General features: G+C 41.8%; 21 protein-coding genes and 1 pseudogene. 17 read left to right on the top strand and 5 right to left on the bottom strand.

Annotation, left to right across the window (positions count from 1 at the left end; genetic code table 11):
- Positions 1-39: 39 nt before the first annotated feature.
- The 3 genes and pseudogenes from kdsC to FNZ24_RS14415 all read right to left on the bottom strand — a co-directional run.
- A pseudogene (gene kdsC, locus FNZ24_RS14405) lies at positions 40-498 on the bottom strand (3-deoxy-manno-octulosonate-8-phosphatase KdsC); the annotation flags it as partial.
- 1 nt (position 499) lies between these two features.
- Positions 500-1477 carry a KpsF/GutQ family sugar-phosphate isomerase gene (locus FNZ24_RS14410; protein ID WP_153915437.1) on the bottom strand — a complete coding sequence of 326 codons (978 nt, stop codon included), beginning with the start codon at positions 1475-1477 and terminating at the stop codon, positions 500-502.
- A 68-nt stretch (positions 1478-1545) separates the two neighbouring features.
- Complete coding sequence (locus tag FNZ24_RS14415; protein WP_153915438.1) at positions 1546-2508, bottom strand: calcium/sodium antiporter; 963 nt, start codon at positions 2506-2508, stop codon at positions 1546-1548.
- 176 nt (positions 2509-2684) lie between these two features.
- Between FNZ24_RS14415 and FNZ24_RS14420 the strand changes: the two genes are divergently transcribed.
- The 10 genes from FNZ24_RS14420 to FNZ24_RS14465 all read left to right on the top strand — a co-directional run bounded on the left by FNZ24_RS14420 (position 2685) and on the right by FNZ24_RS14465 (position 11332).
- Positions 2685-3512, top strand: a complete 828-nt coding sequence (locus tag FNZ24_RS14420) for an ATP-binding cassette domain-containing protein (RefSeq protein ID WP_153915439.1) — start codon at positions 2685-2687, stop codon at positions 3510-3512.
- Positions 3499-4284, top strand: coding sequence for a lipid asymmetry maintenance ABC transporter permease subunit MlaE (gene mlaE / locus FNZ24_RS14425; protein WP_153915440.1), 786 nt, complete (start codon positions 3499-3501; stop codon positions 4282-4284). The genes FNZ24_RS14420 and mlaE overlap by 14 nt, the downstream gene beginning before the upstream one ends.
- A 34-nt stretch (positions 4285-4318) precedes the next feature.
- On the top strand, positions 4319-4789 hold the full coding sequence (mlaD, locus tag FNZ24_RS14430) for an outer membrane lipid asymmetry maintenance protein MlaD (RefSeq protein ID WP_153915441.1): 471 nt from the start codon (positions 4319-4321) through the stop codon (positions 4787-4789).
- Positions 4790-4837: 48 nt separating this feature from the next.
- Positions 4838-5467, top strand: a complete 630-nt coding sequence (locus FNZ24_RS14435; protein ID WP_228768501.1) for an MlaC/ttg2D family ABC transporter substrate-binding protein — start codon at positions 4838-4840, stop codon at positions 5465-5467.
- Positions 5464-5760: an STAS domain-containing protein gene (locus tag FNZ24_RS14440; protein WP_153915443.1), complete on the top strand. Its 297-nt coding sequence runs from the start codon at positions 5464-5466 to the stop codon at positions 5758-5760. Before FNZ24_RS14435 ends, FNZ24_RS14440 begins: the two co-directional genes overlap by 4 nt.
- Before the next feature lie 25 nt (positions 5761-5785).
- On the top strand, positions 5786-6037 hold the full coding sequence (locus FNZ24_RS14445; protein ID WP_153915444.1) for a BolA family protein: 252 nt from the start codon (positions 5786-5788) through the stop codon (positions 6035-6037).
- A 14-nt stretch (positions 6038-6051) separates the two neighbouring features.
- Complete coding sequence (gene murA / locus FNZ24_RS14450) at positions 6052-7311, top strand: UDP-N-acetylglucosamine 1-carboxyvinyltransferase (protein ID WP_153915445.1); 1260 nt, start codon at positions 6052-6054, stop codon at positions 7309-7311.
- Between the two features lie 157 nt (positions 7312-7468).
- Complete coding sequence (locus FNZ24_RS14455; RefSeq protein WP_153915446.1) at positions 7469-8872, top strand: sensor histidine kinase; 1404 nt, start codon at positions 7469-7471, stop codon at positions 8870-8872.
- Entirely contained in the window at positions 8865-9497 is a 633-nt protein-coding gene (locus FNZ24_RS14460) for a response regulator (protein WP_153915447.1), read from the top strand. The genes FNZ24_RS14455 and FNZ24_RS14460 overlap by 8 nt, the downstream gene beginning before the upstream one ends.
- Positions 9498-9688: 191 nt before the next feature.
- Positions 9689-11332: an Ig-like domain-containing protein gene (locus tag FNZ24_RS14465; protein ID WP_153915448.1), complete on the top strand. Its 1644-nt coding sequence runs from the start codon at positions 9689-9691 to the stop codon at positions 11330-11332.
- Positions 11333-11731: 399 nt separating this feature from the next.
- Here FNZ24_RS14465 and degS read toward each other — a convergent pair whose 3' ends face one another.
- Positions 11732-12814 (bottom strand): outer membrane-stress sensor serine endopeptidase DegS, encoded by a 1083-nt coding sequence (gene degS, locus FNZ24_RS14470; protein WP_153915449.1) that lies wholly within the window; start codon positions 12812-12814, stop codon positions 11732-11734.
- Between the two features lie 118 nt (positions 12815-12932).
- A complete protein-coding gene (locus FNZ24_RS14475; protein WP_153915450.1) occupies positions 12933-14285 on the bottom strand; it encodes a DegQ family serine endoprotease in 1353 nt (450 codons plus the stop codon).
- Between the two features lie 236 nt (positions 14286-14521).
- On the opposite strand from FNZ24_RS14475, the gene zapE reads away from it, so the two are divergent.
- The 7 genes from zapE to rnr all read left to right on the top strand — a co-directional run bounded on the left by zapE (position 14522) and on the right by rnr (position 21902).
- Entirely contained in the window at positions 14522-15634 is a 1113-nt protein-coding gene (gene zapE, locus FNZ24_RS14480) for a cell division protein ZapE (RefSeq protein ID WP_153915478.1), read from the top strand.
- Positions 15635-15979: 345 nt separating this feature from the next.
- Positions 15980-16411, top strand: coding sequence for a 50S ribosomal protein L13 (gene rplM / locus FNZ24_RS14485; protein WP_102528012.1), 432 nt, complete (start codon positions 15980-15982; stop codon positions 16409-16411).
- Between the two features lie 15 nt (positions 16412-16426).
- On the top strand, positions 16427-16819 hold the full coding sequence (rpsI, locus tag FNZ24_RS14490) for a 30S ribosomal protein S9 (RefSeq protein WP_102528011.1): 393 nt from the start codon (positions 16427-16429) through the stop codon (positions 16817-16819).
- Between the two features lie 157 nt (positions 16820-16976).
- Positions 16977-17165 (top strand): DUF2065 domain-containing protein, encoded by a 189-nt coding sequence (locus FNZ24_RS14495; RefSeq protein ID WP_153915451.1) that lies wholly within the window; start codon positions 16977-16979, stop codon positions 17163-17165.
- Between the two features lie 67 nt (positions 17166-17232).
- Positions 17233-18528, top strand: a complete 1296-nt coding sequence (locus FNZ24_RS14500) for an adenylosuccinate synthase (RefSeq protein ID WP_153915452.1) — start codon at positions 17233-17235, stop codon at positions 18526-18528.
- A 239-nt stretch (positions 18529-18767) separates the two neighbouring features.
- Complete coding sequence (locus FNZ24_RS14505) at positions 18768-19379, top strand: tetratricopeptide repeat protein (protein ID WP_153915453.1); 612 nt, start codon at positions 18768-18770, stop codon at positions 19377-19379.
- Positions 19380-19421: 42 nt separating this feature from the next.
- Positions 19422-21902, top strand: a complete 2481-nt coding sequence (gene rnr / locus FNZ24_RS14510; protein ID WP_153915454.1) for a ribonuclease R — start codon at positions 19422-19424, stop codon at positions 21900-21902.
- Positions 21903-21905 lie beyond the last annotated feature (3 nt).

Raw genomic sequence — 21905 nt, forward strand, 5'->3', positions numbered from 1 at the left:
CATTTGTAAAGCGTCATTGCCAAATGATTACTAGTATCAATGGCAATGACGCTTTACAAATGGATGACCGTCGGCAACACAAACCGCTAAACCGACTTGTTTCATTACAGGTAAGTCGACCATATCATCACCAATGTAAGCAACTTCATCAGCAGTGACATTATAAATGCTTAGTAAGTCTTTAAATGGTGTGAGTTTATCGTCTACGCCCTGATAAATATGACTGACACCTAAGGCGGTCATGCGGTTTTCTACAATGGCTGACTTACGCCCTGTGATAACAGCAACATTAATTCCACTGGTTAATATTGAACGTACGCCATAACCATCACGGGTATGAAATGCTTTAAGTTCTTCACCTGCATTACTTAAGTAGATACGGCCATCTGAAAATACACCGTCAACATCACAGATAAGGAGTTTAATTTTTTTAGCTCGTTGCCATACATCATCGCTAACTGGGCCGTATAAGCCTTGATGAACTTGTGCTTCTGACATATTAAATTACTCCTGCTTTGACCATGTCTAGCATATTAAGTGCGCCAACAGGTTGTTGGTTGCCATCAACAACAATTAAGCCATTGATGCTTTTCTCATCCATAATTTGTAGTGCTTGTGCAGCTAAAATATCGGCACTGATTGTTATACAGTTAGGCGTCATGACATCGGCAATGGCTGTAGTACGAAGATTTTTTTCTGCATCAATCACTCGACGTAAATCACCGTCTGTAAAAATGCCGACGAGTTTGCCACTGTCATCAGTAACTGCAGTCATACCTAAACCTTTATTAGAGATCTCGTATAACGACTCGGTAATACAAACCTTGCTATTAACTTGCGGAACATCATTGCCTTGATGCATAACGTCCGACACTTTTAACAATAATTTACGCCCTAAAGAACCGCCAGGGTGCGATAATGCAAAGTCATCACGGGTGAACCCTTTTGCTTGAAGCAATGCTACTGCTAATGCATCGCCCATAACCAATGTCGCAGTGGTACTTGATGTAGGTGCCAACCCTAATGGACAAGCTTCTTCAGGTACTTCAATACAAAGGTGCAATTTAGATAAGCGCGCCATATTGGATTCAGGTTTGCCAGTTATGGCAATTACGGGCACGCCCATACGCTGGATCACAGGTAGCAAGGTGAGGATTTCACTGGATTCGCCAGAGTTAGAGATGGCGAGAATAATATCGTTTTTAGCCAATGCACCTAAGTCACCATGGCTTGCTTCACCAGGATGAACAAAAAAAGCAGGTGTCCCTGTGCTTGCAAGAGTGGCAGAAATCTTATTGCCTATATGGCCTGATTTCCCCATACCCATGACAATGACTTTGCCTTTACATTGCAAAATAAGTTCACAAGCTTGTCCAAATGCATCGGAGTCAACGTATTGATATAGATTATCTAAAGCGGTTTTCTCAATATCAATGACCTGACGGCCCCATTGACGCAATTGTTTCTGATCTATCATAGGTCTCTCGCTCTGTTCCAAAGCTAATTAAATAATAGCTTTGGTGAGATAAAAGTCTTTATGCCCCGTTATTGAGATTGAAATAAGACAATCTGGTACGCAATAAAGACGACTAATAAAATGGCGCCATGCCAGCGAGTAAGCTGTTTTTTAGCGCCACTGGATAATACTAGAACTGCTAATGCGGTACTGGTACCAAGCACCATGTAAAAATCACGGCTGCTCGCTTGGGCATCTATTTCACCAGGTGCAATAAGCCCTGGGATAGCCAATACAGCTAAAATATTAAATAAGTTCGACCCGACAATGTTACCAATGGCAAGGTCATCTTCTTTTTTAAGCACGCCAGCAATACAAGCAGCGAGCTCTGGTAAGCTTGTGCCAACAGCAATAATGGTTAAACCAATCACTAAATCTGAAAGCCCAAATGTCTTGGCAATGCCAACTGCGCCACTGACCATCCAGTCCGCTGACAAGGGTAACAGTATCATGCCCACAATGATCCAGATAATAGCATGTAATGTGGGTACATTTTTAGGGATCTCTGCATCAGATTCGTCAGATAATGGATCTATTTGTTTATTTCTCATGGCTTGCCATATGAAGAAGCCCATTAACGCAAAAAAGGCGACCAATAAAATGCCACCTTCAACGCGGGTGAGCATGCCATCATGGATCAGGTAACCTGCTAACACAGTCGCGGCTAACATTAATGGTATTTCACGTTTTAAGGTCTGCGAACTGACTGAAATCGCCCCGAGTAAGGCGGTTATACCTAAGATTAAAGTGATATTAGCAACGTTAGAACCTAGGACGTTACCCACAGCGGTATCACTCATGCCTTCCATCGATGCTGTGGCTGCAACAAACATTTCAGGCGCAGAGCTGCCCATCGCCACAATCGTTAAACCAATCAGCATTGGCGGTAGCCCAAGGTTTCGAGCGAAAGCTGCCGCACCATATACGAAGCGGTCTGCGCTCCAAACTAAAACGCCTAAGCCAGCGATTAGCATCAAAATATTAAAAAGCATGTTGTTCCAAAAATGTGTTGATAGCGATATTTGTGCAGAATTTTAACAAAAATATTAGCAGATGCGATAATTGTTGTGGATTGTAACTCATGGTGATTGATTTGTTGTAGGTTCTTACACAATTTCGTACAATTCAGATCTACATCTTGCGGGCCAGGAAGGCTATTATTTCCTCTATGTCAGATTCAAGTTTAGTAAATATAACCTCACCTTTGGTTGAAATTCGTCATATGAAATTCAACCGTGGTTCACGTGTCATTTTTGATGATATTTGTCTGAATATTCCCAAAGGTAAAGTGACAGCAATTATGGGCCCAAGTGGGATAGGTAAAACCACCTTGCTCAAGCTCATTGGTGGTCAACTTACTCCGGATAGTGGTGAAGTGTTATTTAGTGGTCAAAATGTGCATCAGCTAAAGCGCCAGCAGTTATTTGAACTGCGTAAACGCATGAGTATGCTATTTCAAAGTGGCGCATTATTCACCGATATGAATGTTTTTGACAATGTCGCCTTTGCACTACGTGAACATTCTGGCTTGCCTGAAACGATTATCCGTAAAGTGGTGATGATGAAGCTGCAAGCGGTTGGCTTGCGAGGCGCAGCTTTAATGAACCCCAATGAGTTATCTGGTGGGATGCAACGCCGTGCAGCACTTGCTCGCGCTATTGCCCTTGAACCTGAAATGATTCTATATGATGAACCTTTTGCAGGCCAAGACCCCATTTCTATGGGGATGCTGGTGAAGTTAATTGGCGAACTTTCAAGTACGTTAAAATTAACTTCTGTGGTGGTTTCGCATGATGTTGATGCGGTGCTGAGTATCGCTGATTACGTGTACGTGATTGCAGAAAAGAAAGTCATTGCATCGGGTACGCCAGATGAACTAAGGGCATCTAACAACCCGCAAATCGAGCAATTTATTAATGGTAGACCTGATGGACCTGTTCCATTTCATTTTCCTGCAGAAGATTACCAACAGGAGATGTTAAGTGGGCGTAATTAATCAGATTGCCAATCTAGGCCGTATTGCATTAGATGTTGTCGCTGGCCTAGGCCGCGCAGGTTTAATGCTTTGGGGCGCAATTTTCAATGTCCCCAACTTTGCCAAAGGCTTACCGTTACTTATAAAACAAATGTATGTGCTTGGGGTTCGCTCCATGGTCATCATTGTAGTGTCAGGACTGTTTATCGGCATGGTATTGGCACTACAAGGCTATACGGTATTAGCGGATTTCGGCACTGTCGAGAGTTTAGGCCCAATGGTTGCGTTAAGCTTATTACGTGAACTTGGACCTGTAGTGACTGCACTTTTATTTGCTGGGCGTGCGGGGTCGGCTCTGACTGCTGAAATCGGTTTAATGAAATCGACAGAGCAACTTTCTAGCCTCGAAATGATGGCGGTTGACCCATTAAGACAAGTTATTGCGCCGCGCTTTTGGGCCGGAGTCATCAGTGTACCTTTATTGACCATGATGTTCTGTCTTGTAGGTATTTTAGGTGGTCATCTTGTGGGTGTTGAATGGAAAGGTATTGATAGCGGGTCTTTTTGGTCAATCCTTCAGTCTTCGATTGAATGGCGCCAAGATATTGTGAACTGTTTAATCAAGAGCACTATATTTGGAATAGTAGTGACTTGGATTGCCCTATATCGTGGTTATGAGGTGACGCCAAATCCTGAAGGAATAAGTAAGGCAACAACATCTACAGTTGTTCAAGCAAGTTTAGCTGTACTCGCACTCGACTTTTTGCTCACTGCAATCATGTTTGGTCAGTAATTTTTGCATTCATTAATTTAAGTGGTTGAAGCATATGTTGACAAGGAAAGTAGAATTATTAGTGGGACTCTTTTTGCTAACAGGGTTGTTGGCATTTTGTGTGCTGGTGTTTAACGTTGCCAATGTTGAACTAAAATCGGGTAAAGAAACCTATATTTTAAAGGCTGAGTTTAACAATATTGGCGGCTTAAAAGTACGTTCGCCAGTTAAAGTGGGTGGCGTTGTAGTTGGACGAGTATCTAACATTACCCTCGATACGAAAAAGCTAGTGCCAGTTGTCACGCTAACCATGGACAAGCAATATGATCAATTCCCTGAAACCAGTAGCTTATCTATTTTAACCTCTGGGTTATTAGGTGAGCAATTCTTAGGATTAACCCCAGGTTTTATGGATGATGATATTGAGATGTTAGCTGATGGCGATAGGGTGCATGACACTCGTTCTGCGCTTATTTTAGAAGATTTGATTGGACAGTTACTTTATAGCGTATCTTCAAAGGATTAATAGGAGAGTTATATGAGCCAGTTATTACAACCGTTTATGCGAGTCGTGATGTTTATTGCTGCAAATATATTTGCATTTTCTGCAGTGGCTGCAGAAGAGATTGATACCCATGATCCTTTCAAATTAGTTCAGCAAGTTTCCAATAAAACCTTTGATCGTTTTGACACAGATAAAGCACTCATTGATGCCGATTTAGGCCATTTGAAAGTGATTGTTCGTGAAGAGCTTATGCCTTATGTCGATTATAAGTATGCTGCCTACAAAGTGATGGGGCAGTATTTACGTGACACGACACCAGAGCAAAGAGCAAGATTTGTTGATGCATTTGAAGGTTATTTAGTGGCAACTTATGCCCAAGCTTTTACTGAGTATACCGGTCAAAAAGTTCAATTCTCACCAGCCAGTGACTTTGCTGACGAAAAGTTTGTTGATGTGAATGTGCAAATTATTGAAGATGGTCGCCCGCCGATTAAAGTGATGTTTAAAGCAAGACGCCTTAAAGATGATAGTTGGAAGGCGTTTGATTTAGTGGCCGAGGGGGTCAGTTTATTAGCGTCTAAGCAATCAGAAATCTCCAATCTCATTCGCCAAAAAGGGGTGGATTCGGTGATTGATATGTTAAAAGAGCGCACGGAACAAGAAATCAATTACAAACAGGATAAGGAAAATGCTGCGTGATTGAGTTTTTACAACAAGGTGACACTTGTGAAATTAAAGGGCAATTAAGGCAAACAGAGGTCATAGATTTATGGCCAAAACGACAACAGTTGTTTACTGACAGCACTCAGGTGTTAGACTTGTCTGCTTTAGAGTATGCCGACAGCGCAGGCGTCGCATTTTTACTTGAGCTAATATGCTTAGGTAATTGCAGTAAAAGCACCACTCAGCCAAGGACATTGGCAAATCCGAGTAAACATCTAAAAAGACTCATTGAGTTATATGATTTAGAATCCTTTTTTCTAGAAAACTAGCATTGAATTTAAGGTAGCAAATTCCATGGATTGCAAAGTAATCGAGCAAATTTTATCAGACGCATTAACCATTGACGAAGTACACGTTACTTCAGATGGCAGTCACTATAAGGTCGTTGCCGTAGGCGAGTGTTTTGACGGCATGAGCAAAGTAAAGCAACAACAAACGATTTATGCACCATTGAATGAGCACATTGCTAGTGGTGAGTTGCACGCGCTGACGATCAAAACTTTTACGCCGACTCAGTGGAAGCGTGAAAAACTATTTAATATGTAATTCAGAGAGTAAGTGTGGATAAATTAACAATTCAAGCCAGTCAGCCGCTTGCTGGAGATGTCACCATTTCTGGCGCAAAAAATGCAGCTTTGCCAATTCTATTTGCTGGTGTGCTCGCTGAGACTGACTTTGTCGTATCTAACGTACCTAGCCTTCGTGACGTCAATACAACGTGTAAGTTATTACGTTGTTTAGGCGCGGAAGTGACTGAGTTAGGCGATAGCAAATATTGCATTTCGACTCAAAACTTAAATGAGTTTTGTGCTCCTTATGACTTAGTTAAAACCATGCGTGCCTCTATTTTAATCTTAGGCCCGTTATTAGCGAGATTCGGCACAGCAGACGTATCACTACCTGGCGGTTGTGCTATCGGTGCTCGTCCAGTGAACCTTCACTTACAAGGCTTAGAGCAAATGGGCGCTAAGATTGAAGTGAAAGAAGGTTACATCAAAGCTCGCGTAGATGGCCGTCTTAAAGGCGCTCATATCTTTATGGATATGGTCAGCGTCGGCGCGACTGAAAACTTACTTATGGCTGCCACACTTGCAGATGGTGTCACCATTATTGAAAATGCGGCGCGTGAGCCTGAAATTAATGATTTAGCCCATTGCTTAATTGCTATGGGCGCTAAAATTTCCGGTGTTGGCACTGCAACCTTGCACATTGAAGGTGTGGAACGTTTATCTGGTTGTGAGCATAGAGTGATGCCTGACCGCATCGAGACGGGTTCATTCTTAGTTGCTGCTGCGGTTACTCGCGGAAGTATTCGTTGTGTTGATGCAGACCCTTCTTCACTTGAAGCTGTACTTGCCAAACTTGAAGATGCAGGGGCGAAAATCACTACGGGTAAAGACTGGATTGAACTTGATATGCAAGGGAAGCGTCCTGTCGCTGTCAATATTAAAACAGCGCCTTATCCTGCTTTTCCAACTGATATGCAAGCTCAGTTTTGCGTGCTAAATGCGCTAGCAGAAGGGACAAGTCATGTCACTGAAACGATTTTCGAAAATCGTTTTATGCATGTACCTGAACTAAGCCGTATGGGCGCAGAGATGGAGCTTGAGGGTAACACTTGCATCATTAAAGGCATTGAACGTATGAATGGCGCACAAGTGATGGCGACCGATTTACGCGCTTCTGCGAGCTTAGTTATTGCAGGGTTAATGGCTGATGGGATCACAACTGTCGATCGTATTTACCATTTAGACCGCGGCTACGAACATATCGAAGATAAGTTTGCAGGCTTAGGCGGTAAGGTTGTTCGTGTGAGTTAAGCTGAGGCTTAATGACCAATTTATAAAGCCGTGCTTTTTTAGCACGGCTTTTTTATGTTTGATGAGCCTCAAAAGTTCGTAATAAAGTATGTTATAGACTGATTCTATTGCCAGCCTGATCACTTATTCTATTTGGCATAACTGATACTGTGCTGTCATGGCAACATTTATCACTTTTAATATTTATCTCTTTTACGGTCTCGTATTTTTTGCGATTGGCTGCGTAGTGGTATTTCGTCATTTTAAATATAGCCAGCTGTCAATCTCTTCAACACTTTGGGCTTTAGCCTTGTTTGGGTTTTCTCATGCCTTTCATGAATGGTCTGAACTTTATGTCATCCTGTTTCAAGATGATTTACCCACTCAATATCAATATATCGTGCAATGGTTGAGGCTAATCAAGTTATCCCTGTCTTTTGCTGGTTTAATGATTTTTGCTTGGTTGTTATTTCGAATTATTCCCAAACCTTATTCAAAACTCGGTCAGATACTTATCGGGTTAATCGTTATTACATACACACTGGTCATGCTGATTTTTTACCAAGGAACATCAATACTTGCAGATACTTTTTCGGAAGCCGCCAGTTATACAAGAGTACTGTTAGGCTTTGGAAGCGCAACGCTTGCGGGTGTGGGGATTGCAATTTATGGCTACCAGCTACGTCAAGACAACCACGAATATGGTCAATACTTTATTGCTACTGGCTTTGGATTAGTTATTTACGGTGTGCTTGCAGGGCTCATTCCTACAAGTTTTCATTCAAGTGTACCCATATTTAGAACTATAGCGGCAGGCCTTGTGCTAGTCACTCTATATAAAGCACTTAAAATTTTTGATATTGAAAAAGAAGCAGCCACAGAGGCGAAATTAAAACGCGCTATAGAAGCTGATAAATATAAAGCTATTGGTCATTTAGCGATGGGGGTGGCGCATGAAATTAATAACCCATTAGCTTCATCGATGTTGGCGCTAGATTTACTTGAGAGAAAAATGCCTCAGCCGCAATCAGATCTATCTGATTACATCCAGCGTGCTCGACTAGGTATCGATAGAGCATCAATCATTAGTAAAGAGCTGCTGACTTATGCTCGTTCAGATTTAACTGATACTCGTAAGGTTTTTATTTGTGATGTGATTGCAGGTGCCAAACAGCTATTGAGTCACAAACTGTCAGATTATTCGTTGTCGGTTCATTGTGATTCAAAAGCAGCGGTTATTGGTCAGAAAGTAAAATTAGAAGAGTTACTTATAAATTTGCTAAATAATGCGATGGACGCGAGTGGAAATTCAGGAAGTATCGATATTAGGGTCGTGGCTGATGAGGCCGGTGTCGTTATAGAAGTCAGAGACTATGGTGAAGGAATGGATGAATCTACATTGAAAAGAGCAACAGAACTGTTTTATTCAACAAAACCCATAGGTAAAGGTACCGGACTTGGCTTGGCCATTTGTGAGCAAATCGTGAGTAACCACCATGGCAGTATGAAGTTTATGAGTGCTAAAGGTGTCGGCACAAGAGTGCTAATCGATCTTCCTTCACGGAGCAACGCCCATGATTAGAATACTGATTGCTGAAGACGATCAAGAACTTCGGAGAAATATGGTAGATATTCTTGAGCTTGAAGGTTATCAAGTCACAGATGTCGATAGTGCTGAAGCTGCCATTCATGCCTGTGAGCAGCAAAGCTATGATATTGCACTATTAGATTTAGTTATGTCAGGTATGACTGGTGTTGAGGCGATATCTAATTTACGTCAGTTGAATGCTTTTATGGCTGTTGTTATCGTCACCGCGTATGCGACAGTCGATACTGCAGTGGATGCAATGAAAAAGGGGGCAGATAGCGTTATCACCAAACCGTTTAATAGTGTGGAATTGATCGTCACTATCAAGCGAAGTATTCAAGAAAAGCAATTACTTAAAAGCACTAGCGATATTGATCCCGACAGTGTGTATTCAGCGTTAGCAAACAGCCTAAGAAGAGAGACATTAAAGCAGTTAGGGAGCCATAAAAAATTGAAGTTTATGGATTTGTGTCGTTTGGTCGGAGTTGAAGATCATACTAAATTTAACTTTCATTTACGGCAGCTAAAAAAGGCAGGTTTAGTTACACAAAATGAGAACAAGGTCTACATTTTGACAAATACAGGTCAATTTGTTCTACAAAATCACAACTTATCATAACTGTTTATAAGTTAATAAATTCATATTGTTAATTTGTTTTTGATAATAAAAGTTCACAAGAATGAAGTGCCTGTGAAGTTCAGTTATCTATCCCTTTATGAGTATTAAGCGAATACTTCGCGTATGTCCAAAGAGACATATCAATTGCAGCTCTAAGCGGCGCAATTGAGATACCATTTTGAGGATGAACAATGAATACACATATTCCAAGTAAAACACTGCTGTTAGCAAGTATGATTACCATGCTATCTGCTTGCGGTAGTGACGATTCAGATGATAAACCCGTTACACCACCTAATAATACTCCTCCTGAAGCAGAAAATGCACTGCGTATTACAGATGCCAACCGTACGCTGATAATTAATCCTATGCTACATGCTTCAGATGCAGATGAAGGGGATGTACTTAGCCTAGTATCTGCGATCGCAGATAAAGGTGAGCTCAGCTTACTCGATGACAACTTGATTGAAATTAACCCAGAGTTTCAAGCGGGCGACATTACTATTACCTATACCGTGACAGATGGCATCGATGAAGCCACTGCCGAGATCATCGTTACAGCTCACGAAGCTATGTATGTAGGTACTCAACGTTGTTTAGATTGTCATGGAGAAGGCAGTCCATTTAATGATATTTCTAGCCATCAACTTCATGGCCATAATTTTAAGATAAGTAAAATAGCTAATGATGAAACACCCGCTTTTCCGTATTCAAGTGTTGAAGGGGCGATTGATAAACTGCTTAATTCATCAGAGGCCACCGATAATAGTTTAGGTAAACCTGAGTCCTATGCTGATGTCACATACACCTCTGGTGGTTTTGCATGGAAGTACCGTTGGTTAGATAAAGATGGCTATATTCTGACTGGCAGTGAAGCACAATTTAACATTCATGCGGAGGAGTTAGGATTAGACGATCAAATCATGGTCAACTATAACGGTGGCTCTGTTGATAAACCTTATACCTGTGGTAATTGTCATAACACAGGTTGGAAACCTTATTCAGAAGGTTTGTATGCGCAAAAGCAGGATGATTTGCCCGGAGTACATGGAACATTCTTTGAAGCTGGGGTTCAGTGTGAAGCATGTCATGGCGCGGGGTTAACCCACTCGAATACGGGTAAGCCTGAAGATATTGTTCGTAAAGCAACTCCACGTACAACAGCGTCATTAAAGTCTGACACTATGGGTTACGGTGAGGCGATGCATTGTGCTGAATGCCATACCCGCGATGGAGACCGTAATGCTGGCAACGATTACACTAGTGGCTTCAATAAAGCATTCCCTGAAGGTCCTGAATATGGTGCTCGTGTTGCGGTGAGAAGTGGTTTACCACGTCATCATCAAAGCCATGATGAGTTTATGGGAATAGATCCTGATTCTGGCGACATTATGAGCGCTAAGTTCAACGCAGGCATGACTTGTAGTACTTGCCATGACAGCCATAAGTCTGCAGTTTATCAAGATGAACCTGAGCATATGGGCGCGATAAAAATGGACTGTGCTACTTGTCATGCTGATAAAGTAGAAATGAATGCAGGACACGGCCCTGATGGCTATTTTGCTAAAGAATGTATTGACTGTCATATGCCCGATGTAGTGAAAAACGCTGTGTCATATACAAATGATCAAGGAAACAAGGTTGGTGATATCCGTATTCATACATTCGCCATTGATCTTTATAACGAAAAAGGTCAATTCCAAGATGCAAAAGCGAAAGACACCTTTATGTATCCGTATCTTCAAGATGGTTTTGCCTGTGGCGAATGTCATCAGCAAGGATCTAAATTAGATAGTTTGCAAAACAACTACGGCGGTAAGATGCATAAAAATTAGTTAGCCAATAATGTATTGACCTAGCTATAACACATCACTCAAACATCCCCACAAAGCCCTACTCTGTAGGGCTTTTTCATAAAAACAAACCGATACTTTAGTCAGTATTTAAGTCCGTTGAGTAAGCCCGATTAGTTAAGAATATTCAATTGAGTTATGAGCAAGAAATTCACCAAAAGGTGATTATTGGCGTAACAACGATTAATGGCTGCAAATTGGGGCTGAGATTTTGTTAATTAGTACTAAGGTGAGCTCTTAACTTAAAGATCTTGGCTTGAAGGTATTGATTAGTGATTGTTGTGAGTAATAGATTAAAAAAATAAGAGAGTGACATAGTAAGAAGGGAGTGATTTTAAAATTCGCTTATTGCGACTTCATCCTAAAATAAAGTCGCTCAATTTAGCTGTTTTCAGCTAGCTTCTCACCGATAACAACCGGCAGCTCAATGGGTTTACCTTCTCGAATGATAGTAATGCTGACTTTATTGCCAGGTGGTGTTTCTGCGATTCTGTCCATTAGCATTTCAACGCCGGGTACACTCTCTTCAGCATATTGAATGATGACATCACGAGGTTGCAGCGTTGCTTTAGCAGCAGGGCCACTGGGATCGACACCTGTCACGAGTACGCCTTTAAGATCGGGTAAGTTTAATATTTGCGCCATAACAGGGCTAAGTGGTTCGCCTGAAATTCCCAATGCCCCACGAATAACACGGCCATGAGTAATAAGCTTACCCATAATGCTATGGGCAAGTTTAATTGGAATGGCGAAGTTAATACCGTGTCCACCACCTTCAGCGCCGATTTGAAACGCAGCAGTATTGATACCAATGAGTTCGCCACCAGTATCTATTAATGCGCCACCTGAATTACCAGCATTAATTGCGGCATCAGTTTGTAAGAAATCAAGGTAACCAGAACTTAAGCCATTTCGACCAGTTGCGCTAATGATCCCTTGGGTGATGGTTTGGCCTAAGTTGTACGGGTTACCAATTGCCAAGACGACATCGCCAACTTGAGCTGGGTTGTTGAGGTTAATGGGAACAATAGGCACATTGTCGCCATCGATTTCAATTTTAAGTACAGCTAAATCAGTGATTTGATCAGAACCAACAACTTCAGACGTAAACTTGCGACCATCTTGAAGCGCGATAACAATCTCATCCGCTTTTTTGATCACATGATAGTTTGTTAAAATGTAGCCTTCTTTGCTCATTATGACGCCAGAGCCAAGGCCTTGAAGTGAGCTTGAATTAAGGGGGCTATTTTGATCTAAACTCAGACTGTAAATATTAACAACAGCTGGGGCAGCTCGGCGTACAGCACTAGCAAATGACAATTCATTGTTATGTTGAGTCGCAGTTAAACCATTATTGAAGCTGTTGTTATTGGTAATAGAATTAACGAATAAGAATACAGCAGCCATGACCAAACCAAATACCACAGCCTTGCTTAAATACAGAATAGTGTCTTTGAAATTCATTGGTCGACTATATTAGAAAAGTTAATAAAATATATTATCACGATTAAAAAAATTAAGCATCGTGGTGACAAATCACGATGCTTAATTTCAGTTTGATTATCGGACTGATATTAAGCTGTTATCTCAGTACTAAGTACATCAACTTGTTATCACGCAGTATCTTTAACGCAACAGCGCCCTGTGGGCTCTTTAACTCTTCTTTTAGTGCTTTAAGGTTTTTCACTTTACTGCGGTTTAAGCCAACAATGAGGTCACCTTTTTCTAGGCCATTTCTAGCAGCAGGTGAACCTTGTGCAACCTCTGTAATTTCAATACCTTTACGGGTGTTGTTTAACTGAGCGCCTTCTAGCATTGGATGCAAAGCATCATCTCCAGCGCCGCTACTTGAGGTTGATTCACCTAGCACTACATTGGTGGTCTCTTTATCACCATCTCGAATGAATCCAATTTTAACTTTCGCACCAGCGCCCATAGTGGCGACTTTAGCTCTAAGTTCTTGGAAGTTTTTAATTTTCTTACCATTAACACTGACAATGATATCACCAGCCTCTAATCCTGCTTTGTCAGCGGCGCTGTCTGGCATCACTTCACTAATAAAGCCACCGTGCTGAGTCTCCAGTCCAAAAGCTTTTGCCAGTTCATTGTCTAAATCTCGTCCTGTGACGCCAAGTACGCCGCGTTTGACTTCGCCATGCTCAATAATCTGATTGATCAGGTTATTAACCATATTGGCCGGAATCGCAAAACCAATACCGACGTTACCCCCACCAGGGGCGACAATGGCGGTATTAATCCCAATGAGCTCACCGTTTAAATTCACCAGTGCCCCACCAGAGTTACCACTATTAATCGCTGCATCGGTTTGAATAAAGTTTTCCAGCATTTCAATGCCAAGGCCGCTACGACCTAAGGCACTGACGATTCCTGAGGTCACAGTTTGTCCAAGGCCAAATGGGTTACCAATAGCGATAGCAAAATCACCGACACGAATATCATCTGAGTTGGTTTGTTTAACCGCAGTTAGGTTTTTAGCTTCAATTTGCAGTAATGCAATATCAGACTCAGGATCTGAGCCAATTAACTTAGCATCAATTTCACGACCATCATGTAAACCAATTTTAATTTCATCAGCGCCGTTAATCACATGGTTATTAGTGACGATGTAACCTTCCTTTGCATCAATGATTACGCCTGAACCTAAGCCTCTAAACGGACGTTCTTGCACTTGCTCTTGAGGGGCATTGGGTCCGAAAAAATATTTAAATACATCTGGAATTTGTTGTTTTGAAGTTTGCGTGCCACTCACTGCTACCGAAACGACCGCGGGTGTTGTTCTTTCTAGCATGGGTGCAAGGCTGGGAAGCGCTTGTCCATCAACCGAGTGTGGCATTGCCGCTTGAGATATTGCCGGCATTAAAGAAAGTGATGCTGATAAAATAGCTGCTGAGAGTAATGTTAATTTTGGTTTCATTAATTCTTGCTCCTTGAAAATTAAATCATGTCTCTGGCAATACGCTTAAACGGCGGCCTTAGATGAGATTAATCAGATAAACTTACACTAAATATATAACCTCGGAGTCGATGAAGTTTCAATAAGTTCAGCGTTTATTAACAAAGGTTAATTTTTTGTAGGTATAGGCGTTACCTCTATTGTAGCTGCATGCTATGATTGCTTCGAATTTTCAGCAGTATAAGAGAGTCATTCCTGTGTCGCAGTTAAGCCCTTGGCAGCATTATCAACAAGATTTAACCCGTGATGGTTTTTCTCACGACTTGGCACAAGAGCAAGCAGTAAAGTCATTGCAACGTGTATATGAAGAAGTGATTGCCGCAGATATTCAACCTTCTGGTATTGGCAAGCTTTTAGGGGCTTTCGGCTTAAAACAGTCTAGCTCTTCTGTACAGGGATTATATTTGTGGGGCGGAGTAGGGCGTGGCAAGACTTATCTGATGGATACCTTTTATGATGCGCTGCCTACAGATAAAAAACTACGCGCACATTTCCATCGTTTTATGCACCAGTTACACCATGATTTAGGCGAAATGGAAGGGGTGCAAGATCCTCTGATTAGCATTGCAAAGAAAATGGCGCAGCAATATAAGATTATTTGTTTTGATGAATTTTTTGTCTCTGACATTACCGATGCCATGTTACTGGGTACTTTGTTTCAATACTTATTTAAAGAAGGTGTGGCGCTAGTCGCGACCTCCAATATCATTCCAGACGACTTATATAAGAACGGATTACAACGCGCCCGTTTTTTGCCAGCGATTAAATTAATTAATGAACACTGTGAAATCTTAAATGTCGACTCAGGCATTGATTACCGTCTACGCACACTTGAGCAAGCAGAGATATATCACTATCCGTTAGATGCCCAAGCTGATGCAAACTTAATCACTTATTTTGGCCAATTAGCACCAGAGTCAGAAGTGTTAACAGGCTCTATTGAAATTGAAGGGCGTGAAATTGGCATTCGTCAGCAATCTCAAGGCGTTTTATTAGCGAACTTCAGAGACCTTTGTGACGGTCCTCGATCGCAGCGCGATTATATGGAAGTGGCGAGACTGTATCATACTGTCTTAGTCAGTGGCCTAGAGCAAATGGGCTCTTCAACCACTGGTGATGATATCGCTAGACGTTTCTTAGCGATGGTTGATGAGTTTTATGAACGTAATGTGAAACTGATTATTTCTGCAGAAGTCTCGTTAGAAGATATTTATACCGATGGTTTATTAAGTTTTGAGTTTAGACGTTGCCGCTCAAGGCTGATTGAAATGCAGTCTCATGACTATTTAACTTTAGAGCATCTTCCTTAAATAGGACTTTCCCCAAATGGCTGTTCAGGTTTGCTTATATAGATAACTTATATTTGAGTTGCTAACTCTGTACGTTTATTGAACGCCTCATGTCTATGGGACTGTGAAAATTCGGTGCAAAATCTAGAAATCACCTTCATAGGTGATTTTTTTATAATTATGAAAAAATTAGGTGATTTTTAACTCAGCTTTGTCTATAATCCGCCACCTGCCCTCGTTACTCCACCGAATTTGGGTGGAAGATTTAAACCAATTTCAGCTCGAAGGGGCTTTGAAATGGTCATTGTGTTGATTGCATGTGCAGTCAGCATTGAGACAGAATTTTAATCATTGGGTTTTTGTAAAATGAAGACTACATTTACTGCTACACCAGAAACAGTCACACGTGACTGGTTCGTCGTTGATGCTGAAGGTAAAACTTTAGGTCGTATCGCTACTGAAATTGCTACTCGTTTACGCGGTAAGCATAAGCCAGAGTATACTCCTCATGTTGACACTGGTGACTACATCATCGTTATTAACGCTGAGAAAGTTACAGTGACTGGTAACAAAGCTAAAGGCAAAGTTTACTACTCACATTCAGGTTTCATCGGTGGTATCAAGCAGATTACTTTTGAAAAGCTGCAAGATCATAAGCCTGAGATGATTATCGAGAAAGCAGTTAAGGGTATGTTACCAAAAGGTCCTTTGGGCCGCGCTATGTTCCGTAAACTTAAAGTTTACTCTGGCGCTGAACATAACCACGCTGCACAACAACCACAAGTTCTTGATATCTAATCCGGGAGTAAGCTAATGTCTGCAACTCAGTACTACGGCACTGGCCGTCGTAAAACATCAACTGCTCGCGTATTCGCTAAAGCAGGTAGTGGTCAAATCGTTGTTAACCAACGTCCACTAGATGTATATTTTGGTCGTGAAACTGCTCGTATGGTTGTTCGTCAACCACTAGAGCTAGTTGAAATGACTGACAAACTTGACATCTATGTAACTGTTAAAGGCGGTGGAACCACTGGCCAAGCAGGTGCAATTCGTCACGGTATTACTCGTGCATTGCTTCAGTTAGACGAAGCTCTACGTCCTTCATTACGCGGCGCTGGTTTCGTTACCCGTGATGCTCGTAAAGTTGAGCGTAAGAAAGTTGGTCTACGTAAAGCACGTCGTAAGCCACAATTCTCAAAACGTTAATTCGTTTTCAGAGTTCAAAAAACCCAGCTATATGCTGGGTTTTTTATTGCCTTTTTTTGGTGAAATACGGCTATGATACAAAATGATAATGATGTTACTTTTGTTGTGTATCATCTCTGTTCTGTTGTTGGGATAATATAAAATTGTGGAATGAATGATGGATTTTCAACTCTTGATGTTTGCTATTGGTTTAGTTTTGGTTTTAGAAGGTGTTGGGCCTTTGTTATTTCCTGAACAATGGAAAAAATATTTAGCTGAGATTTCTGTGCAAAATAAGAATGTTCTCAGGAGGTTAGGTGGATCTTTGGTCTCTGCTGGCATAGCACTATTAATAATTTTCGCATAAAATACTTGCAATACACCCCCAAAAATCTGTTAAAATTCGCCTTTATACCGCAACCTTGCAGCAGACGATGGGCAAAAACGTAGTAGTACTCGGCACTCAATGGGGTGACGAAGGAAAAGGTAAGATTGTCGACCTTTTAACAGAACAGGCAAAATATGTAGTTCGTTATCAAGGCGGCCACAATGCTGGTCATACTCTTGTTATCGACGGCGATAAAACAGTACTTCATTTGATTCCATCAGGGATCTTACGCGACAATGTGAAATGCATTATCGGTAATGGTGTAGTGCTAGCTCCTGACGCTTTGATGAAAGAGATCAACATGCTTAAAGAGCGTGGTGTTCCTGTCGAAGAACGTCTTCTTATTTCAGAAGCATGTCCACTAATTCTACCTTTCCATTGTGCTCTTGATGTAGCTCGCGAAAAAGCGCGCGGTAATCAAGCTATCGGTACAACGGGTCGTGGTATTGGTCCAGCTTATGAAGATAAAATTTCTCGTCGTGGTCTTCGTGTAGGTGATTTGTTCAATGCTGAACTTTTCGCTGTTAAGCTAAAAGAAGTGATGAAATATCACAACTTCATGCTGACCGAATACTATGATTGTGAAGCTGTTGATTATCAAACAACGCTAGATGATGCATTAGCTATCGCTGATTATCTGAAAAGCATGTGTACTGATGTGACTGAAATGCTTGATACAGCCCGTAAAGCGGGTGAGCCTATCTTGTTTGAAGGTGCGCAAGGTACATTACTTGATATCGACCATGGTACATACCCGTATGTGACTTCATCAAACACTACTGCAGGTGGCGTAGCTACTGGTTCTGGTTTTGGTCCTCGTCACTTAGATTATGTGTTAGGTATCATGAAAGCTTACACCACTCGCGTAGGTGCAGGTCCATTCCCAACTGAACTTGAGAATGAGATTGGTGACTACTTAGGTCATAAAGGCCAAGAGTTTGGTGCTACCACTGGTCGTAAACGTCGTCCAGGTTGGTTGGATGCAGTGGCAATGCGCCGTGCAGTTCAAATCAACAGTGTAAGCGGCTTCTGTCTAACCAAACTTGACGTTCTAGATGGCCTAGAAGAAGTTAAGATTTGTGTTGGTTACCAGTACCCTGATGGGTCTGTTGAAACAGTCACTCCTCTGGCGGCTGAAGGTTACGAGCAGGTAACACCTGTTTTCGAAACTATGCCAGGTTGGAGCGAGACGACATTCGGTGCGACGTCAATTGAGCAACTGCCACAAGCTGCGCTAAATTACATCAAACGCATTGAAGAGTTACTTGAAGCTCCTGTTGATGTTATCTCAACAGGTCCTGACAGAAACGAAACAATCGTATTAGTTAATCCATTTAACTAACACAATTAAGGCCGCTAACTTAGCGGCCTTTTTATTGTGTAGTTAAACCGTTTTCAGATTGAAAATTTAAATCGAACATTCACTGCTTTCCTCCAGTTACTTTCGTCATTTTTATCCTATCTAATACATTTATTGTCACTTTCTATTGTGCTGAATAATTGCGGTTTGTGCAGTTAATACTCAAGAATTGAGCTATAATGCCGATGCATTGAGTAACTAAAGTGTCATTGAGAATCGTTATGCTGCGTTTAAGTTTATTAGTATTGTGCTTTATTCCATATATGGCTGTTGCTGAAATGGCTTCAGTGGATATTTATAATGATGAGCAATTACTTAAATTGATCCGAACGAATCAATATTTACAACAAGTTAAAGCCGATGATTGCCAGCTAGTTCAAGACATCGAAGCGAGAGCCGAAGTGCTAAAGCAGCCCATGTATCAATTCTTATGGGGTGAGATGCTTAATCATGGTGTTTGTGTGCCGCAGCATGCATCCAGAGGCATGAAACAATTACAAATTGCTGCAGAGCAAGGTAGCGCAGAGGCGATGCTGAAACTGGCCGAATATTACTATCACGGCAAAATGGTAGTCAAAGATAAAAACCGTGCAGTGCAGTATGTGATGCCTGCTGCTGCTAATGGCGATGTGCCAGCACGATTAATGTTAGTTCGCCTATTTGGCGAAGGTTATGGTAGCCCTGTAGATTACAAGTTAGGTTACCATTGGTTATATAACAGCGTATTTAATGATGAAGCCACACAGAAAAAAGCGACTTCATTATTGCAGAAATTAGCCGCTAAGATGCCCGCAAGTATAGTCGCGCGAGCACAGCAGCCGCAGCTGCACTAAACGCTAAGACTCCAACATTGGAGTAAATTATTTGGAAATTGAATGATCAACGATCCTCATTTTGAGAGAGAGCAAGACAAGTACGAAAACCCAATCCCTAGCCGTGAATACATCTTAGAGTATTTACGCGCCCAAAAATCACCTGTGACTAGAGAGCACATTGCTGCAGCATTAAAGATGGTTGATGAAGATCACCTTGAAGCGTTAAGAAGACGCTTGCGTGCAATGGAGCGTGATGGACAACTGGTTTATACCCGCGGACATAGCTATGGTTTACCTGAAAAGATGGATTTACTTTCAGGCAGCGTAATTGGTCACCGAGATGGATTTGGATTTTTTAAATCTGATGAAGGTGGCGATGACCTATTTATTAATAATCGCGATATGCAGATGTATTTTCACGGCGATAAAGTCCTAGCGCAAAAAGCGGGCTCAGATCGCCGTGGACGTCGTGAAGCGCGTATTGTCAGACTGGTACAACAACGTGCTGCACCTTTAGTGGGCCGCTATCACGTTGATGCTGGCATGGCATTTGTGATTGCTGATGATAGACGTATTACCCAAGAAATCTTAATTGCGAAAGAAGACAGCAATGGTGCTCGCGCAGGCGATGTTGTTGTAGTTGAGTTAACTCGCAGACCTGGCCGTTTTGTTAAAGCTGCAGCTAAAGTGACTGAAGTGCTTGGTAAAACGATGGCTCCAGGTATGGAAATTGAAATTGCACTGCGTAATTACGATTTACCGCACAAATGGTCTCCAGTGATTGAGAAAAAACTCAAACGGATTCCTGATGAAGTGCCTGAATCTGATAAGCAAGGCCGAGTTGATTTACGTCATCTGCCTTTAGTGACCATTGATGGTGAAGATGCCCGTGATTTTGATGATGCGGTTTACGCAGAAACAAAACCAAGTGGTGGCTGGCGCTTATGGGTAGCTATTGCGGATGTGAGTCACTATGTGCGAACAGATTCAGCATTAGATGAAGAAGCGCGTGCCCGTGGTAACTCAGTGTACTTCCCATCGCAAGTTATCCCAATGCTGCCAGAGAAAATCTCTAATGGTTTATGCTCACTAAATCCCCATGTTGACCGTTTATGTATGGTTGCAGAAATGACGATTTCAGCGGCGGGTAAGTTATCTGGCTATAAGTTTTATCCTGCAGTGATGCATTCACATGCAAGATTTACTTATACCCAAGTCGCTGCAATGCTCGAAGGCGGTGAGATTGCGCCAGAACATGAAAGCTTATTTCCGCACCTTCAATGTTTACAATCTTTGTATTTAACCTTGAATGAGCGCCGAGCAGAACGTGGTGCAATTGCATTTGAAACGGTTGAAACTCAGTTTATTTTTAATGAACAGCGTAAGATTGAAGCGATTGTGCCCCGTAGTCGTAACCAAGCGCATAAAATTATTGAAGAGTGCATGATTCTAGCTAACGTTGCCTCTGCTAAATTTGTTAAAAAGCACAAAGGTGAAGTGTTATACCGAGTGCATGAAGCGCCATCGGAAACCAAGCTCGCCAACTTTAAAGAGTTTTTAGCAGAACGCGGGTTATCGATGGGCGGTGGTGACGAACCCACACCATCTGATTACCAAGATGTGATGTTAAAAATTGCAGACAGACCTGATGCTGAATTAATTCAGATCATGTTACTGCGCTCAATGAGACAAGCGGTATATAGCCCTGATGATGATGGTCACTTTGGTTTAGCATTGACTGAGTACTCGCATTTCACTTCGCCTATTCGTCGTTACCCTGACTTGGTATTGCACCGTGTGATCCGCTATTTATTAGCTGCACAAGAGGGCAATGTTAAAGCTAAATGGACCCCAGAAGGTGGTTACCATTACGATCTTGAAGAGTTAGATAAGTTAGGCGAAGAGTGTTCGACTACCGAGCGCCGCGCAGATGAAGCCACTCGTGACGTTGCTGACTGGCTTAAGTGTGAGTACATGCAAGACCATGTTGGTGATGAATTTGAAGCCGTTATTGCTTCTGTCACAAGCTTTGGTTTGTTTGTGAGATTGAAAGATCTTTATATCGATGGCCTAGTGCATATTTCGAGTTTAGTGAGTGATTACTATCAGTTTGACCCAATGCGTCAACGTTTGATTGGTGAAAATACCAAGAACATCTACCAAGTCGGTGATGAAGTCAGTGTCAAAGTTGCGGCAGTTAACTTGGATGATCGTCAAATAGATCTTATTATGCTCGGCGATCACGGTAAGAGTCGTAAAAAAGCTAATCGTAAACCGTTAACTGCACGTGAAAGGGCAAACCTTGAAGGTGCTAAAGCGGGGGCTGGAAAATCTGGCTCAAGCAAGTCAGGTACGGGTAAAGATAGTTCTGATACTAAAGATGATAAACGTGGTACAAAGCGTGGTTCAAGTGCTAAAAAACCACGTTCTAAGTCTAGCGCTAAGAAAAAAAGTGCAGGTAAATCATCTAAAAAACCGGTAAACAGCTCAGCTACAACAGCTGCAAAAAAACCATCTAGAGCAAAGCGTAAGAGAAAATAAGTA

Origin of the sequence: Shewanella sp. TC10 (assembly GCF_009663145.1) — a bacterium.
GTDB lineage: Bacteria > Pseudomonadota > Gammaproteobacteria > Enterobacterales > Shewanellaceae > Shewanella.

Excerpts from the sequence above, each read along its gene's own strand:
- FNZ24_RS14465 (WP_153915448.1), top strand. The coding sequence starts at position 9,689 with ATGAATACACATATTCCAAGTAAAACACTGCTGTTAGCAAGTATGATT.
- mlaD (WP_153915441.1), top strand. The coding sequence starts at position 4,319 with ATGTTGACAAGGAAAGTAGAATTATTAGTGGGACTCTTTTTGCTAACA.
- rplM (WP_102528012.1), top strand. The coding sequence starts at position 15,980 with ATGAAGACTACATTTACTGCTACACCAGAAACAGTCACACGTGACTGG.
- FNZ24_RS14460 (WP_153915447.1), top strand. The coding sequence starts at position 8,865 with ATGATTAGAATACTGATTGCTGAAGACGATCAAGAACTTCGGAGAAAT.
- FNZ24_RS14475 (WP_153915450.1), bottom strand. The coding sequence starts at position 14,285 with ATGAAACCAAAATTAACATTACTCTCAGCAGCTATTTTATCAGCATCA.
- FNZ24_RS14415 (WP_153915438.1), bottom strand. The coding sequence starts at position 2,508 with ATGCTTTTTAATATTTTGATGCTAATCGCTGGCTTAGGCGTTTTAGTT.
- FNZ24_RS14435 (WP_228768501.1), top strand. The coding sequence starts at position 4,838 with ATGTTTATTGCTGCAAATATATTTGCATTTTCTGCAGTGGCTGCAGAA.
- FNZ24_RS14420 (WP_153915439.1), top strand. The coding sequence starts at position 2,685 with ATGTCAGATTCAAGTTTAGTAAATATAACCTCACCTTTGGTTGAAATT.
- rpsI (WP_102528011.1), top strand. The coding sequence starts at position 16,427 with ATGTCTGCAACTCAGTACTACGGCACTGGCCGTCGTAAAACATCAACT.
- FNZ24_RS14445 (WP_153915444.1), top strand. The coding sequence starts at position 5,786 with ATGGATTGCAAAGTAATCGAGCAAATTTTATCAGACGCATTAACCATT.
- rnr (WP_153915454.1), top strand. The coding sequence starts at position 19,422 with ATGATCAACGATCCTCATTTTGAGAGAGAGCAAGACAAGTACGAAAAC.
- FNZ24_RS14505 (WP_153915453.1), top strand. The coding sequence starts at position 18,768 with ATGCTGCGTTTAAGTTTATTAGTATTGTGCTTTATTCCATATATGGCT.
- FNZ24_RS14455 (WP_153915446.1), top strand. The coding sequence starts at position 7,469 with ATGGCAACATTTATCACTTTTAATATTTATCTCTTTTACGGTCTCGTA.
- FNZ24_RS14410 (WP_153915437.1), bottom strand. The coding sequence starts at position 1,477 with ATGATAGATCAGAAACAATTGCGTCAATGGGGCCGTCAGGTCATTGAT.
- FNZ24_RS14500 (WP_153915452.1), top strand. The coding sequence starts at position 17,233 with ATGGGCAAAAACGTAGTAGTACTCGGCACTCAATGGGGTGACGAAGGA.
- degS (WP_153915449.1), bottom strand. The coding sequence starts at position 12,814 with ATGAATTTCAAAGACACTATTCTGTATTTAAGCAAGGCTGTGGTATTT.
- FNZ24_RS14495 (WP_153915451.1), top strand. The coding sequence starts at position 16,977 with ATGGATTTTCAACTCTTGATGTTTGCTATTGGTTTAGTTTTGGTTTTA.